The sequence below is a fragment of the Nocardia sp. NPDC055029 genome, assembly GCF_053608525.1.
Window position 1 is genome coordinate 1 of the sequence record NZ_JBSGVQ010000052.1, and the last position, 14459, is coordinate 14459.

Annotated in this window: 16 protein-coding genes and 2 pseudogenes; 5 read left to right on the forward strand and 13 right to left on the reverse strand. The window is 67.3% G+C overall.

From position 1 onward, the window contains the following. Positions 1–128: 128 nt before the first annotated feature. On the forward strand, positions 129–1925 hold the full coding sequence (locus ACWF9G_RS31125) for an acyl-CoA dehydrogenase (RefSeq protein WP_452519724.1): 1797 nt from the start codon (positions 129–131) through the stop codon (positions 1923–1925). Positions 1926–1952: 27 nt separating this feature from the next. On the opposite strand, the gene ACWF9G_RS31130 is transcribed toward ACWF9G_RS31125, so the two are convergent. Both ACWF9G_RS31130 and ACWF9G_RS31135 read right to left on the reverse strand, forming a co-directional pair. Then, positions 1953–2720 carry a Mut7-C RNAse domain-containing protein gene (locus ACWF9G_RS31130; protein ID WP_452519671.1) on the reverse strand — a complete coding sequence of 256 codons (768 nt, stop codon included), beginning with the start codon at positions 2718–2720 and terminating at the stop codon, positions 1953–1955. A 36-nt stretch (positions 2721–2756) separates the two neighbouring features. Further along, on the reverse strand, positions 2757–3281 hold the full coding sequence (locus tag ACWF9G_RS31135) for an NAD(P)H-binding protein (protein ID WP_452519725.1): 525 nt from the start codon (positions 3279–3281) through the stop codon (positions 2757–2759). On the opposite strand from ACWF9G_RS31135, the gene ACWF9G_RS31140 reads away from it, so the two are divergent. Further along, the gene (locus ACWF9G_RS31140; RefSeq protein WP_452519673.1) at positions 3168–3971 is read left to right on the forward strand and encodes a TetR/AcrR family transcriptional regulator; all 804 of its coding nucleotides are present in this window, start codon (positions 3168–3170) and stop codon (positions 3969–3971) included. The genes ACWF9G_RS31135 and ACWF9G_RS31140 overlap by 114 nt on opposite strands. On the opposite strand, the gene ACWF9G_RS31145 is transcribed toward ACWF9G_RS31140, so the two are convergent. After that, positions 3941–4375, reverse strand: coding sequence for a nuclear transport factor 2 family protein (locus ACWF9G_RS31145; RefSeq protein ID WP_452519675.1), 435 nt, complete (start codon positions 4373–4375; stop codon positions 3941–3943). The genes ACWF9G_RS31140 and ACWF9G_RS31145 overlap by 31 nt on opposite strands. A gap of 179 nt (positions 4376–4554) precedes the next feature. On the opposite strand from ACWF9G_RS31145, the gene ACWF9G_RS31150 reads away from it, so the two are divergent. Next, positions 4555–5433, forward strand: a complete 879-nt coding sequence (locus tag ACWF9G_RS31150) for a helix-turn-helix transcriptional regulator (RefSeq protein ID WP_452519677.1) — start codon at positions 4555–4557, stop codon at positions 5431–5433. Positions 5434–5473: 40 nt separating this feature from the next. Here ACWF9G_RS31150 and ACWF9G_RS31155 read toward each other — a convergent pair whose 3' ends face one another. From ACWF9G_RS31155 to ACWF9G_RS31175, 5 genes are all read right to left on the reverse strand, one after another. After that, the gene (locus ACWF9G_RS31155; protein WP_452519727.1) at positions 5474–6832 is read right to left on the reverse strand and encodes a family 1 glycosylhydrolase; all 1359 of its coding nucleotides are present in this window, start codon (positions 6830–6832) and stop codon (positions 5474–5476) included. A gap of 52 nt (positions 6833–6884) precedes the next feature. Continuing rightward, on the reverse strand, positions 6885–7976 hold the full coding sequence (locus ACWF9G_RS31160) for an alkaline phosphatase family protein (RefSeq protein WP_452519678.1): 1092 nt from the start codon (positions 7974–7976) through the stop codon (positions 6885–6887). A gap of 147 nt (positions 7977–8123) precedes the next feature. Further along, positions 8124–8324 (reverse strand): DUF1918 domain-containing protein, encoded by a 201-nt coding sequence (locus tag ACWF9G_RS31165; protein ID WP_452519679.1) that lies wholly within the window; start codon positions 8322–8324, stop codon positions 8124–8126. 104 nt (positions 8325–8428) lie between these two features. Beyond that, entirely contained in the window at positions 8429–9856 is a 1428-nt protein-coding gene (locus tag ACWF9G_RS31170) for an MFS transporter (protein WP_452519681.1), read from the reverse strand. Further along, a complete protein-coding gene (locus ACWF9G_RS31175) occupies positions 9856–10407 on the reverse strand; it encodes a helix-turn-helix domain-containing protein (RefSeq protein ID WP_452519683.1) in 552 nt (183 codons plus the stop codon). Before ACWF9G_RS31175 ends, ACWF9G_RS31170 begins: the two co-directional genes overlap by 1 nt. A 136-nt stretch (positions 10408–10543) precedes the next feature. Here ACWF9G_RS31175 and ACWF9G_RS31180 point away from each other — a divergent pair, with 136 nt between their 5' ends. Then, positions 10544–11200: a TetR/AcrR family transcriptional regulator gene (locus tag ACWF9G_RS31180; protein ID WP_452519685.1), complete on the forward strand. Its 657-nt coding sequence runs from the start codon at positions 10544–10546 to the stop codon at positions 11198–11200. A gap of 135 nt (positions 11201–11335) precedes the next feature. On the opposite strand, the pseudogene ACWF9G_RS31185 reads toward ACWF9G_RS31180, so the two are convergent. Beyond that, a pseudogene (locus ACWF9G_RS31185) lies at positions 11336–11434 on the reverse strand (peptide ABC transporter ATP-binding protein); the annotation flags it as partial. Positions 11435–11498: 64 nt separating this feature from the next. Further along, positions 11499–11564 (reverse strand): annotated as a pseudogene (locus tag ACWF9G_RS31190) (hypothetical protein); the annotation flags it as partial. Positions 11565–11814: 250 nt separating this feature from the next. Between ACWF9G_RS31190 and ACWF9G_RS31195 the strand changes: the two are divergent. Then, positions 11815–12297, forward strand: coding sequence for a nuclear transport factor 2 family protein (locus tag ACWF9G_RS31195; protein ID WP_452519687.1), 483 nt, complete (start codon positions 11815–11817; stop codon positions 12295–12297). Positions 12298–12691: 394 nt separating this feature from the next. On the opposite strand, the gene ACWF9G_RS31200 is transcribed toward ACWF9G_RS31195, so the two are convergent. From ACWF9G_RS31200 to ACWF9G_RS31210, 3 genes are read right to left on the reverse strand one after another with little or no spacing between them, the layout of a single operon-like run. Then, a complete protein-coding gene (locus ACWF9G_RS31200; protein ID WP_452519688.1) occupies positions 12692–13273 on the reverse strand; it encodes a hypothetical protein in 582 nt (193 codons plus the stop codon). A 51-nt stretch (positions 13274–13324) separates the two neighbouring features. Then, positions 13325–14305, reverse strand: a complete 981-nt coding sequence (locus ACWF9G_RS31205) for a methylenetetrahydrofolate reductase (protein ID WP_452519690.1) — start codon at positions 14303–14305, stop codon at positions 13325–13327. Further along, a complete protein-coding gene (locus tag ACWF9G_RS31210) occupies positions 14302–14421 on the reverse strand; it encodes a biotin/lipoyl-containing protein (RefSeq protein ID WP_452519692.1) in 120 nt (39 codons plus the stop codon). Before ACWF9G_RS31210 ends, ACWF9G_RS31205 begins: the two co-directional genes overlap by 4 nt. Positions 14422–14459: the final 38 nt, after the last annotated feature.

The window sequence follows — 14459 nt, forward strand, 5'->3', positions numbered from 1 at the left end:
GACACCGGGTCTCGCCGCGGTGCCGACCCAGCGGCGGGTTTCCCCGGAACCAATCACCGATCGTCGGTAGCTTGGTGCCGACAGCACAGGGGCCGCCGTTCGAGGCGGAGACCCCGGAGAGGACGACCGTGCGCTCGACCCTGATCTCCCGCCGGGATCTGGATTTCCTGCTCTACGAATGGCTGCGGGTAGACGACCTGACCGCGGCGCCGCGGTTCGCCGAACACTCGAAGCAGACCTTCGACGGTTTCCTGGAGCTGTGCGAGGACATCGCGACGCGCTACTTCGCCCCGCACAACAAGCGCAACGACAGCAACGAACCCACCTTCGACGGCACGACGGTGACCATGATCCCGGAGGTGGGCGCCGCGGTCGAAGCGTTCACCAAGGCCAACCTCATCGGCGCGGGCATGGACGAGGCCCTCGGCGGGCTGCAACTGCCCGCGACCGTGCAGGCCGCGGGCATGAGCTGGTTCCAGGCCGCCAACGTCGGCACCACCGCCTATGTGTTCCTGACCATCGGCAACGCGAATCTGATCGCGGCGCACGGCAGTGCCGACCAGATCGAGCGGTTCGTCCACCCCATGATCGAGGGAACGGCCACCGGCACCATGTGCCTGTCGGAACCCCAGGCGGGGAGTTCCCTGGCCGACATCGTCACCCGCGCCGAGCCGCAGGCCGACGGCACTTACCGGCTGTTCGGGTCGAAGATGTGGATCTCCGGCGGTGATCACGAACTGACCGAGAACATCGTGCATCTGGTGCTGGCGAAGATCCCAGGCGGGCCGGCGGGCACCAAGGGAATCTCGCTGTTCATCGTGCCGAAGTTCCTCGTCGCCGAGGACGGGTCGCGCGGCGAGCGCAACGATGTCGTCCTGGCCGGGCTCAACCACAAGATGGGCTATCGGGGCACCACCAACACCGTCCTCAATTTCGGCGAGGGCCGCCACACTCCGCACGGAGCGCCGGGTGCGGTCGGCTACCTCGTCGGCGAGGCGCACCGCGGCTTGTCGTACATGTTCACGATGATGAACGAGGCGCGGCTCGGCGTCGGCCTCGGCGCCACCGCGCTGGGCTACACCGGCTACCTCAAATCCGTCGAGTACGCCCGAACCCGCCACCAGGGCCGTGCCCTGACGACCAGGGACCCGGCCACCGCGCAGATCCCGATCATCGAACACCCCGATGTGAAGCGAATGCTGTTGGCGCAGAAGGCCTACTGCCAGGGAGCGCTGGCACTGCTGCTGTACTGCAACCGGCTCATCGATCTCGAACGCACCGCCACCGACGCGGAGGCCGCCCGCGCGCACACCCGGCTGCTGGAGATCCTCACCGGCGTCGCCAAGAGCTGGCCATCGCAGTGGTGCCTGGAAGCCAACAATCTGGCGATCCAGGTCCACGGCGGCTACGGCTACACCCGCGAATACGATGTCGAACAGCACTACCGGGACAACCGGCTCAACCCGATCCACGAGGGCACCCACGGCATCCAGGGCTTGGACCTGCTCGGCCGCAAGGTGATCCAGCACGACGGCGCCTCGCTGCTCCTGCTGAGCGAGCGCATCGCCGACACCGTGACCGCGGCCCGCGCGGCCGGCGGACAACCCGGCGATCACGCCGGGCGACTCGACGCCGCATGGCAGCGACTGCTCGCCGTCACCGCGGCCATGTTCGCCGCGGGCGACCCGGCCGCGGCCATGGCCAATGCCGCCGTCTATCTCGAGGCGTTCGGGCACATCGTGATCGCCTGGATCTGGCTCGAGCAGGAGTTGGCGACCGTCGGCGAGGACGGCGATTTCTACGACGGCAAGCGCGCGGCCGCCCGCTACTACTTCCGCTACGAACTGCCCAAGACCGCACCACAACTGGACCTGCTCGCCGAGCTGGACCGAACCGCACTCGACACCGACGACAACTGGTTCTGATCCGTTCTGTTGCGGGTAGTGACGCCTCTAGTCGATGCCCCGTCGGACCCTCGTCGCGGCGCGAATTCGGGTGACCGTGTTGTCGAGCCGCCGCTGATGTGAGCCCGCCCAGTAGACGCGCCCGCACTCCGAGCACCGGCGAAAGGTGTCGTAATAGCGGCGGGTGAGCGGTTCGAGGCGATCGATGATGTCGCTCTTCGCCACGTCGGTGACGAGGCCGCCGCAGCGCAGGCAGCGGGTGAAGGGGGCAAGGCGATCGGCCAGGTCGAGCCTGCGGATCAGCTCGACGATCTGCTCGAACGGCCGGTCCGCGTGCACGAAGACGCCGTGGGTGACGTTGCGCCGCGCGAGGAGTCCGCGGTCGCGGGTGAGCAGGATGCGATGTTCGGCGGCGGCTGTCTCGGCCAGCGCGGCGTCGGCGGCGGCCCAGTCGCAGCGGGTGTCGAGTCCCATCAGGCGCATCAGCCGGGCGAGGCCGCCGAGATTGACGTCGACGATGAACCGCGGCTCGCGCAGCGGGCGGGCCCGAACCCTGGTCAGCGGCCCGACATCCAGAGTTTCGAACATCGGGTACGCAGCGATCCGATCACCCGGTTGCGGGTGGTGGCCGAAGTCGACGGACTCACCGTTGACCAGTATCAGATCGACCTCGGTGTGCGGGATTCCCGCGGCCTCGACAATGTCCTTGACGGTCTGATGCGGACGGACCGGTCGCTGCTGCGCCGCATACCGAGCGGCCGGGCGGAGGAAGTCGTTCAGCTCGGCGTAGGCGCGCAGTTCCACACTGGTGGCCATACGACCATTGTCGTCGCCGGGCCGCAGCATGGTGGTTCAGGTCAGGACGGCAGGCTTCAGTACCTCAAGACACCACTGGCGGAAGCTGGTCGGGGCCCGGTAGCTCACTCCGGTGCCCTCGATCATCTCGTCCATCGCGAACGCGGGCGACAGTAGCCCGGCGGGCTTTCCGTAGGCGCGGCCCAGGCTGGTGACACCGACGACGCGCGTGACGCCCCTGGTCTTGATGGCCTCGGCGGCCGGGCGGGTGAAGTCGAGGTAGTGGTCGTGGATGTCCGCGGCGCGGGGGTTCGGGGGGACCAGCCATAACAGGCTGTCTGCGCCCGCGAATGCCGCGGCGAGGACCTCGGGATCGCTGTGCGATCCCTGCACGACCTCGATGCGCTCACGGATCCGTGGATTCAGCCGTGCGGGGTCGCGGGCGATGACCCGGACCGGTTGGCCGTCGTGGACGAGTCTGTCCAGGACCTGGTGGCCGATCTGGCCGGTATAACCATGGAGACTGATCGCCCCGCTGCCGCCGAGAGGAACCGCGAACGGATCATCGCCGCCGCAGCCCAGCTCCTCGCGGAAGGTGGACGCGAGGCGGTGTCGACCCGCGCGGTGAGCGCCGCGGCCGGCGTCCAGGCCCCGACCATCTACCGGCTCTTCGTCGACAAGCAAGGCCTGCTCGACGCGGTCGCGGCCTACGGCTTCGCAGCCCACCTGAGCGAGAAGACCAGTCGCGAGCCCACCGACGACCCGGTCGCGGACCTGCGCACCGGCTGGAATCTGAACATGGAATTCGGCCTGGCCAACCCGGCTCTCTACACCCTCATGTATGCCGAGTCCCGTCCGGGCGGCACCTCGCCCGCGGCGCTGACCGCACTGGCGGTTCTCGGCGCCTATATCCACCGGATCGCCGAAGCAGGCCGACTGCGCATCGACGAGGCGCGAGCCACCCAACTGGTCCACGCCGTCGGCGGCGGCACCACCCTGGCCCTCATCGCCACTCCCCCGGACCACCGCGACATCACCGTGTCCCATCTGGCGAGGGAAGCCGTCATCGCCACGATCACACCGACGTTCCCATCACGGCGGCACCCGGCCCCGCCGGCGCGGCAGTCGCCCTGCGTGCCCTCCTCCCACAGACCACCGCCCTCACCGCCGGCGAGAGCGGCCTGCTCACCGAGTTGCTCGACCGCATCGCCGAAGCCGGATAGAACAGGCGTGTGGCGTCGTCATCGGGTGCCTGCCTCGGCACGCGCGTAGAACGCGGCGAGATCGTGGGGGTTCTTGGTGTAGACGTCGATCTTGTGCACCGTGCCGTCTACAACCTGGTGGATCTCGACCATGGTCAGCGGGTACCGCTCACCGGTGGTGTGGGCCGTGAGCGTTCCGGTGAGGGTTCCGACTACGCCCGCCGGACCCTCGTACACCTCGGCATCGGTGATGGCGACGTCGGCGTAGCCCATCATCACGCCAAGGACCGACTGGACGAACACCTCGCGGCCTCGGTGCACGCCGCCGTAGGGAAGCTGATTCGGCTCGTCCACGATCACCTCGGGGTCGAGTGTGGCCAGGACACCCGGCACGTCGCCCTGTCGCAGCGCGTCGTACAGCCCTCGTACGACATCCGCCGGGGTCTGCGTCACTGTCTCGATCTGATCGCTCATCGCGTGTGCCCTTCAGTCTTGTTCGTCCGGTCGGGGCGGGTATGTCCTCGCACCGACCGGGCCCCGGAGGACCGGGGCATGCACCATGCAACGGGACGCGGCCGTGACGGGGGAGACTCCGCTGTGAGGGGTCCTGGCAGTGCCCCCCACCCGCCCCGCGGGCTGCCTACGCTGTCCTGATGGACAACCGGGACGCAGTCAGCGCGTTTCTCCGCTCCCGACGCGAGCGGATCACGCCCGAGCAGGCGGGTCTGCCGACGTACGGTCAGCGGCGGGTGCCCGGACTGCGCCGGGGTGAGGTCGCCACGCTCGCCGGGGTGAGCGTCGAGTACTACACGCGCCTGGAACGCGGCAGCCTCAAAGGTGTCTCCGACGGCGTGCTGGACGCGCTGGCCCAGGCACTGCGGCTCGACGGCACAGAGCGCATGTATCTGTACGACCTCGCCCGCGCGGCAGGACCGGCGCCCAGGGCCCGGCAGCGGGCCGTCCGGCCGACGGTTCGGCCCAGCGTGGCGCGAATCGTCGAAGGCATGCCGGGGCTGCCGGCGTCCGTCATGAACAACCGCCTCGACACGCTGGCCGCCAACTCGCTGGGCCGGGCCCTGTACTCGGAGATGTACGCCGATGCGACCTGCGGGGCGAACGTCGCCAGGTTCGCGTTCCTCACCCCCGCGGCGAGGCGGTTCTACATCGACTGGGAGCGTATGGCCCGCTTCGCCGTCGGCGCGCTGCGCACCGAGGTGGGGAAGAACCCCTACGACCGGGAGCTGTCGAACCTGATCGGTGAACTGTCGACCCGCAGTGACGCCTTCCGCGTGATGTGGGGCTCCCAGGACGTCTATGCCTTCAGCCAGAGCTCCAAACGCCTCAACCACCCGCTCGTCGGCGACCTGGAACTCGACCAGGAGACCATGACCCTGCCGGACGACAGCGGCCTGAGCGTGGTCGTCTACAGCGCGCCCCCTGGCACCGCCGCCGAGGAGGGCCTGAAGCTGCTCGCCGGCTGGTCGGCCACGACCGAGCAGGAGCCGGAATCCACCAGCCGGCTTCATCCGTGATCACGCTCGGGCTGCGAGAGGCGGCTGGGCTCATCCCCGCCTAAGGCACCGAAACGGGGCGCAGGCAGCTGTCGAACGGTGTGACGATCGAGCACAGGGCGGGGTCGCGGGTCGGCCGGTAGTCGGCGGGCACTCCGCCGAGTGCGGCGATGTTCCGGTAGGCCGGGACCGCGGAGGTCGGTCGGCGCGTGAGGCTCGGGTCGGTCTTCACATCGACCGTGTAGAGACCGAATCGCGGTGCATAGCTGCCCCATTCGTAATTGTCGGTGAGGCTCCAGTAGTTGTAGCCGATCACGTCGATGCCGTCGGCTTTCGCGCGCTGAATCCAATAGATGGTGTCGCGCAGATGATCGGCTCGGTCGTATCCGTCGGTGCGCGGTAGCCCGTTGTCGGTCGGCATGCCGTTCTCCACCACATAGAGCGGCAGTTCAGGGAACTTCTCGGCGTAGGCGCGCAGGTCGTAGTAGATACCTTCGGGTTCGATCGCGTTCTTCCACAGTTCGTCGCCCAGCAGGGCGAAGCTCGGCAGATTCGACAGTGACGCACCGTAATAGAAGTCGATGCCGAGGTAGTCGAGCTTCGCGCGAACTCGATCGACGAACAGCCGATCGGTCAGGTTCTGCACCACCGGGTACTGTGCGACATTGCTGGTCACCAGCGCGTCCGGCTGACGAAGGTGGATGTAGTCGTAGATCGCGCTGTGCGCTTGCACCAGTCGCTCGAACATCGGCAGTGCGTCGACCGCACCGATATCGCCGATCTTGATCGATTGCGCGACATAGCCCATGGGCTCATTGATGGTCACCCACAACGGGTTGTACGGCGCGTAACGGTCGACGACCTGCCGCATATTGGCCAGCCAATCCGACACCATCGTCTTGCCCGTCCAGCCACCACGGTCGGCTGCCCAGCCGGGAATCACCCAATGGTCGAGCGTCAGCATCGGACGCATTCCCGCCGCGCGAATCTTCTGCACGACGTTGTCGTAGAAGCGGAAGTTGTTCTCGTCCCACACATCCGGCTGCGGCTGCACCCGCGCCCACTCGATACTGAGCCGGTACACCTTGGCTCCGAGATCGGCCGCCAGGTCGATATCCTCGGCGTATCGGGTGAAGAAGTCGACCGAATCACCGTACCTGTCGCGCGCCTTCCCCGAATTCGCATAGCGAATCCAATTGCTGTCCGGCGCATGACCTTCGGACTGGAATCCCGCCATCGACACGCCCCACATGAACTCGGGTCCGAGGGACTGCACAGCAGTGGGTGCGGCCCCCGCACTACCCGTGCCGGACCCGCTCGCACTCCCGTGCCCCGAGCCGGAGTTGCCTCCCGGCGCGGCACCCACCGTGCTCGACCCGGCCACAGCGATAGCGACGGCCGACCCGATCGCGACCAGCATCCGAGACAGACTCATTCTCGTCAATCCTCCAGGCGATCCAGCTGTCAACGCACTACTTCTCATACGAACCGCTCGCCGATCCACTGGCCGATCCACTTCCCAGCAGGCACAACGGATTCGCCACCATGGCCGCCTGCGCCGAACCGGACGACGAACCGGTGATCCCGGAGTCGACCGGTGGCGTATTCGGCACCGGTGCCGCCGGGTTGCCCGAACCGCCCGTCAACATCGACTCGCCGTCGAGATTCGCCGGTGCCGAGATATCGAGCAGATCCAGAACGGTCGGCGTGATGTCGGCGAGGGTGTACCCATTGTTCTGCGTGCCCGCAGCGAACCCCGCTCCGCGCGCGATCACGAAACTGGCCGTCTCGTAGGCACTTTGCCCACCATGGCCACCATCCGGCTTGTGCCCGTGGTCGGTGGTGACCAGAATCGTCCACCGCTCGTTCGCATGCGAAGCCGCCCGCGCGTCCACCGCGGCGGTGATCTTCCCGACCAGGCCGTCCACCCGGCCGATGGCATCGCGATACGCCTGCGGCCAGATTCCGCGCAGCGTGTGCCCGACGATGTCCACCTGATCGAGGTGCGTGAACAGCAGATCGGTCCCGTCCTCGGTGATCGCCGAGACGACCGCCGCGGTGGCGTTGGCATCGGCGGTGGTCTCACAGACACCCGCACCGGTGGGATCGATCTGCGTGACGGCCACCCGGTCGGCCTGCGGGCTGCCGGTGCGCGCGATCATGCCGATCTTGTCCCAGGTGCCGATGGAGGCCGTCGACAACGACGGACGCTCCCGTTCCACCTGGGTGAACACCGTCGGATACTGCGCGAAAGGTCCCGCATTGCAGGTGGATCCATTGTCCTGAATCCCGTGCTTGGTATCCCACACACCGGTCAGCGCCGTCGCCCACGACACGCACGACATGGTGGTGTGCGGGGCGATGGAGGTGCGCGCCAGGGTGCCCTCCGCGGCCAGGCGGTCGAGGTTGGGGGCATCGGCCGCCGACACCTCACTCCACAGCGTGCCGTCGATACCGATGACCACGACCTTGTTCACGACCGGAGCCGCCGGGGCGGGCACTGCCGCGGCGAGTGGGACAGCGGCCAGGGCGGCGGCCGCGAGAATACGGTGAGTGCGAGACATGCGCGGCACCGTAGTTGCCGAGTGGCCCCGACACCCGGCGAATTGGACAATCGACCGATAGAGTCCCGCCCAGTGGGAATCCTCTGTCGCACGCAGACCATGGGCAGGGTCTCCACGGGGCGTTGGTAGCGTGCTCGATGCGGGGGCTTACTCGGTGTCCGAGGCCTCGCGATGCACCACCTGGGCGTCCGTCCCGGGCGACATGATGCTCTCGTGGCCGTCTTCAGCCCGCACCCGGTAGGGAGGCGCGCCGTCGTGGCCGAGTACCTCGACGATCTCGACCACATGATCGTGTTGCCCGACGGTCCTGCCATGCACGATTAGCCGGTCGCCCTTTGCTGCATACATGAGTAGCCTCCTCGTCGACGCTGACTGATCTCCCGAATCCAACGGTACGACTGGTACGAATTCTCAGCTAGCGATCGCACGCAAACACGCCGCGCGGTGAGATCTCATGTGGCCGCCGGGGAAGGCAGAGCAATGCAGAGCACCGCGCTGACCACCAGCGCCGCGATGATCGTCAGCGCGCAGGCAGTCAGAGCGCTGCGGTAGCCATCACTGGCGGCGACACCGAAGAAGATGGCACTCAGGGAGGCCACTCCGACCGCACCACCGAACTGTTGGCCGGTGGTCCAGATTCCCGAAGCCGACCCCGCGTAGCGCGTCGGCACCGTAGACAAGAACAACGTCGTCAACGGAGGTTGGACAAGGTTGATGCCGATACCGACGACGAACAGTCCGGGCGCGAGCAGCCACGGGTTGACGTCAGTGGTCGCAGTAGTGGCCGCGCCCAGTACCGCCAGGGTGCCGACGGCGCCGAAAAGGGTGCCCGCGATGACAGCGAAGTGGCCGAACCGCATGGTGAGGCGTCCCACCAGCGGGGCGACCGCCAGTCCGCCGACGGAGAACGCGACGGTCACGATTCCAGCTCGCAGTGCCGTATAGCCCTGGCCTTCTTGGAGCCAGAGAACGAAGACGAGCAAGAATCCGCTGAAGGCGGCGAAGGCAACCACTTGAACGGCGAGTGCGACGCTGCTGGTGCGCGCACGAAGCAGGTCCAGCGGCAACAGCGCTCCGGCCCGACCGGCCGCATCACGATTCTCGCCGATGGCAACGAGAGCGACGGCGGCGACGCCTGCTGCCAGCAGGAGCCAGGTCCACGGCGCCCAGTCATACGTGCGGCCTTCCAGCAGCGGGAACACGATCGCCACCAGACCGGCGGTCAGGCCGATCGCGGCGAGCCAGCGTGGCCGCAGCGCACCTTCGGCGCGGTTCTCCGGGATGAGCCACGCGCCGAGGCCGAGCAGAACGAGTGCACCGGGGACGCTGACCCAGAAGATCGCCCGCCATCCCGATCCGGCGACATCCGCGGTCACGAGCACACCTCCCAGCAGCAATCCCCCAGCTTGCGCGAGTCCGGCGACCACACCGAAAATGCCGAGGACGGTGGCGCGTTCGGGTCCACGGAAGAGAACGAACAAGCTGGAGAGAACCTGTGGCGCCAGAATCGCCGCGGCAGCGCCTTGCGCCGCACGACTGGCGATCAGTTCGGCCGGGGTGTTCGCGAGCGCGGACCAGCCGCCGGCGAGAGCGAACAGGGCCAGCCCGACGAGGAACACCCGTTTGCGGCCCCACAGGTCGCCCAACCGGGCGGCCGTGATCAGCGTCGCCGCGAAGGCCAGCAGGTAGGCAGTCGCGATCCAGCCAACCTGCGCGGGAGTCCCCCCGAGATCCGCCTGGATGGCCGGTAGACCGACGTTGACGATCGTGACATTCAGCAGATCCAGCGTAAATCCCAGGACGAGCACGGCCATCGCGGCCCAACGCCGCGGAAACAACGCTTCGGCGGCATCGTCCCGGGTGGAGGTCGATGTAGTCATCAGGTGTTATCCCCCGCACGGCTGGGCGTCTGGTGTGCCGTCATCAGTTGTTCCTTCGCGGTCGGCGGTTGCATTGGGATGAAGGCCGCGTAATCCGACTGCGCGCCGATCAGACCGTGGCGGCGCAGGATCGCGTGCACTGTCGACACTGCGGGCACTCGACTCGAACCAGAGCGCAACAGGTGCGCCCGGATCCTGCGTGCCCCCCAGCGCGGGTGGTTCAGCCGAACTCGCACCACGACGGCCTCGATCTCGGCTGGTGTCCGGGCCGGGAGAGTCTTGGGCCTGCGCGACCGCGGTGCCAATCCCGCCACGCCATGTTCCCGGTAGCGCGCGAGATAGCTGTAGTAGCTCTTGCGCGAGATCTTGTATCGACGGCACACCTCGGTCACCGTCAATCCGTCTCGCGCAGGCGCCTGCAGGATCTCCAGCCACGGCTCGGCCTGGAGACCGACCACCGAACATGACTCGCTCGCCGCCCGATCGCTTCCACTCGGGCGAACACTGTGGCGCACAGGCGGATCAAGCCTGTCTCCTGGGGTTTGCATCATGGGTCTCTCCCGAAGTGGAACAGCATGATTGAACTCGCCGGTTCACTCTAATGTTCTGCCACGAACATATCAACCGGAGTACATGAAACTGAACCCGCGAGGAAATTTCCTCGTGCGGATGGGCTAGACTGCCGGTGTGACTTCAGCGCATACGCCGACCGGGCAGACCACCTCGCGAGGGCGGATCGACAAGCGCCAGGCGATCCTGGACGCGGCCTTCGTGGTCTTCGCCCGCCGGGGGTACGCGCAGGCGGGCGTGCAGGAGATCGCCGAGGTGGCCGGCGTCGCCAAGCCGACTATCTACAACCACCTCAACGACAAGGAAACGCTGTTCCGGCACGCGCTGGCCGCCGCCAGCGACGCGGTGCTCGCCGAGAATCTGGCGGTGGTCGAGCGGTTGCGGAACCCGGGCGAGGATCTGCGCGCCACCCTGGAAGACGTGGCGTACCGGTTGATCCGGTCCTGCTGTACCGAGCAGGCCCGGTCGCTGCGCTGGCTCACCTACGGTCAGGTCGCCCAGTTCCCCGATCTGATCGATGTCGTGGTGAGCCGGACCTCCGATCAGCTCGGTGACGCGCTCGCGGATCGGCTGGCGCGCCTGGCGCTGGCGGGCCGTCTGCGGGCGAGCGATCCGGCGACCGCCGCCGAGCAGTTCCTCGTGCTGATCACCGGCCCGATGGAGGGCCGCACCCGGCTGGGCACCCGCAAGGTCGCCACCGCCGAGATGCACGCTGTCGCCACCGCTGCCGTCGACACCTTCCTGCGCGCCTACGGGGCACCGGAGAACCCTTGAGCCACCGCCCTTTCCGCTTCGGGCTCGTCACCGTTCCCCCGCCGATGCCCGAGGATGCCCCGACACTGCCCACCGGATCGCCCGCGCAGGCGGCCGATCAGCTCCGCCGCCTGCGCGAGGTATCTCCTACATCGTCTCGACGACGCGGCCCTGCCGCATCACCGCGACCCGATGGGCGATCTGGCGCACCACCGCCAGGTCGTGCGAGATGAACAGGTACGCCACACCGGTGTCTGTACGGGTTCTGGTAGATCACCTGGGCGCGACGTCGCAGCGCCCGCAATCGCGCGCCTTTGCTGGTCGTCACATCGTCGCCGTCGAACACGATGCGCCCTGAGGTCGGCGGCGCCAGGCGCAGAATCATTCTGGCCGTGGTGGACTTGCCCGACCTACTGCCCGGATTCACGTGGGACTCACGGCGGGCGACACATCGAAAGATTTCACACCTCGAAATATTCGGTCAACAATTCGGATCACACCGCTCGCAATACCTCGTCGCACGAATTGTCTGGTACGCCATCGGAAAGTTTCGGGCACCGTGCTAGCTTCGCCTCGTGTCGATTATCGAACGACGCGCCGCGCGATGCGTTGTCGCCGGCAGAGAAAGGACCGACGTGACCGCACTACCGGACAATCTCCTCGCCACCATCGAAGCGGAGCGAGCGATCTTCCGAACGTTCTACAAATTCTTCCGGATCGCCGACACCCAGGAGAGCGAGCGGTTCAGCGAGTGCTTCACCCCCGACGCGCTGATCGAGTACCGGATCATGCCGGGCCCGCCGGTCCTGTTCCACGGCCGCGACGAGTTCACCGATCACATGAGCCGGGTGCCCAAGTCGCAGCGCTCCCTGGTCGCGCACGTCATCGGGCAGGCCACCATCGAGTGGAACGGCGACAAACCCCTGCTCACCGCCTATGCCACGGTGTGGCACTGGTTCTTGAGCACTCCCGCCACCGACGTGGGCCGACCGGCCGACTGGGTCGTCATCGGACTGGCCCAGGACGAGTTCGAGCACTACGAGGGTGAGTGGCTGATCTCGCATCGCGATGTCCGGCATGTCGCGGGCCGGGTCGCCGCGGGCCACGGACCGATCTGAAGAGCGCAGCGCACCCACCGCCCGATCGGGCCGGACTCGTCGCCGAGTCCGGCCCGATCATTGCGTGAACAGGATTCGGCACAATGCGTCACAGAATTGTTCGGAGACATCGGTGACATTATGTTCCGAGGACTTCGGAAACAATTCACGGCAGGAATTACCGACTCCCCGATCGAACTGTCACCCATGTTCCGACAACACTTCCCCGGATGTCTACGGGAAATCGGAATCCTGCGGTCGCCACCGCCGAAACCTACGGTCGGCCCGCAGGGTTTCCGACACGATCTTGTGACCCCCGGCACCCCGTGCGAAGGCGATGGCAGCCCGGCCGGTTATCCGAGGTGGCCGGGTTTCCCTGAAGCTCCCGAGTCCACGGTACGACTGGTACAAATTCTCAGCTAGAGATGGCACGCAAATACGCCGCGCCGCGCGGTGAGATCTCGTAGCCGGTCTCCAAGCTGTGGGTCAGGCCGAGGTTCTTGAGCTTTCGTACGTCGAGCTTGAACGAATCCTTGTCTCTGCCGAGAGGCTCCGCCAGGTCGGCCGCACGGCGACCGGGATGCTCCGCCACGGCGGCGAGGACCGCACCTGTCCATGATCCTCGGCGACTCGCCTTGTCCAGCCGGGTCAGTGCCGCGGAGATCTCGGCGACGTCCTGCGGGGATAGGTCCGCATCGCTCCTCAACGCCACCCGTTCGTCGGGCCCGACGTAGCGGACCTCGATCCGGAAGACCGGATTTTGCGGGGAGCCACGCAGGGCCGCTTTCACGGCTTCAGCGTCATGCTCTCCGGCGCGGTGCGCGTCGGCGTTCGAGATCTCCTGTGGCTCGATCCGGTCGACGCGGACGATCTCGACGATCCCAGCGCTGGTGTGCAGGGTGCCGCCGACCCGAACTCGGGGTGCTGACCAGCGCCGGAACACTGTCGAAACCTCGCCGTCGGCGACACCCCGTGCGATGCGGTCGGTCAGAATCACTGCGCGTCCTCCCTGAGGCGGCCCGATCACCCGATCGTAACGTCGCGGATTTCAAGCGCTGATCGGGGCCGCTGTCACTCCGTAGCCGAGGTTGCCGAGGACTTCGCTGGTCGCCTTCGCGAAGTTCAGGGTGATGAAGTGCAGGCAGGGGGCTCCCTCGTCGATCAGACGTCGGGTCATCTCCGTCGCGATCTCGACTCCCTCGGCACGCACAGCAGCGCGGTTCTCCTCCGGCCCGTCACCCGCGGCGCGGCGCAGGCGTTCCATCACCCGTTTCGGCAGCGACCGGCCGCTCAGCTCTTCCGCGCGCTGGACGGTCCGCAGTGAGGTGATCGGCATAAGCTCCGGGATGATCGGTTTCGCTCCCTCGATCGGGTCGAGGGCGACGACCCGATCTCGCAGCCGCAGATAGTGCTCCACGTCGAAGAACATCTGCGTGATCGAATACTCCGCGCCCGCACGCAGTTTCGCGGCGAGGTGGCGGGTGTCGTGGTCGAGGTCGGGCGAGCGGTGGTGGCCCTGCGGGAACGAGGCGACGCCGACGTGGAAGTCGCCGAGGTCGCGCACGATGCGCACCAGTTCCTCGGCGTACTCGACGCCACCGGGGTGCTTGCGCCACTCGCCGAGGGGATCACCCGGCGGATCACCGCGCAGGACGAGCACGTTGCGGATGCCGGAATCGGCGTAGCAGCCGATCAGCGCACGCAACTCCGCGACGCTGTGCCCGACGGCGGTGAGGTGCGCGACCGGCAGCAGCGTGGTCTCGGTGGCGAGCTCACCGGTGATCCGCGCGGTCCGGTCCTTGGTCGACCCGCCCGCGCCGTAGGTCATCGACACGAAGGCCGGATGCATCCGCTCGAACTCGCGCACCGTCCGCCACAGCCTCGCCTCACCCACGGCATCACGCGGCGGATTGAACTCGACCGAGAACGGCACACCCCGACCCGCGTGTGTCCGCAGACTCTGCGCGACCGACGGAGTCCGGGAGACCAACGGCGTCGGCTTGGTCGCGGGTCGTTCAGCATCGGTCATCGACTCTCCCCCAGTTCCACTAGTAGGTCGCCGCCCTCGACCTGCTGTACCTTCGCCACGGCGATTCGCCCAACGATACCGCCGCGCGGCGCGGTGACGGCCGCTTCGCTCTTCATCCGGTCGCCACCGAATCACCCTCGGAGACACAGAGAGT

Coding starts and splice junctions, on each gene's coding strand:
- ACWF9G_RS31170 (WP_452519681.1), bottom strand. CDS start 9,856: ATGACTACATCGACCTCCACCCGGGACGATGCCGCCGAAGCGTTGTTT.
- ACWF9G_RS31205 (WP_452519690.1), bottom strand. CDS start 14,305: ATGACCGATGCTGAACGACCCGCGACCAAGCCGACGCCGTTGGTCTCC.
- ACWF9G_RS31165 (WP_452519679.1), bottom strand. CDS start 8,324: ATGTATGCAGCAAAGGGCGACCGGCTAATCGTGCATGGCAGGACCGTC.
- ACWF9G_RS31210 (WP_452519692.1), bottom strand. CDS start 14,421: ATGAAGAGCGAAGCGGCCGTCACCGCGCCGCGCGGCGGTATCGTTGGG.
- ACWF9G_RS31155 (WP_452519727.1), bottom strand. CDS start 6,832: ATGCTGGTCGCGATCGGGTCGGCCGTCGCTATCGCTGTGGCCGGGTCG.
- ACWF9G_RS31145 (WP_452519675.1), bottom strand. CDS start 4,375: ATGAGCGATCAGATCGAGACAGTGACGCAGACCCCGGCGGATGTCGTA.
- ACWF9G_RS31150 (WP_452519677.1), top strand. CDS start 4,555: ATGGACAACCGGGACGCAGTCAGCGCGTTTCTCCGCTCCCGACGCGAG.
- ACWF9G_RS31160 (WP_452519678.1), bottom strand. CDS start 7,976: ATGTCTCGCACTCACCGTATTCTCGCGGCCGCCGCCCTGGCCGCTGTC.
- ACWF9G_RS31130 (WP_452519671.1), bottom strand. CDS start 2,720: ATGGCCACCAGTGTGGAACTGCGCGCCTACGCCGAGCTGAACGACTTC.
- ACWF9G_RS31175 (WP_452519683.1), bottom strand. CDS start 10,407: ATGATGCAAACCCCAGGAGACAGGCTTGATCCGCCTGTGCGCCACAGT.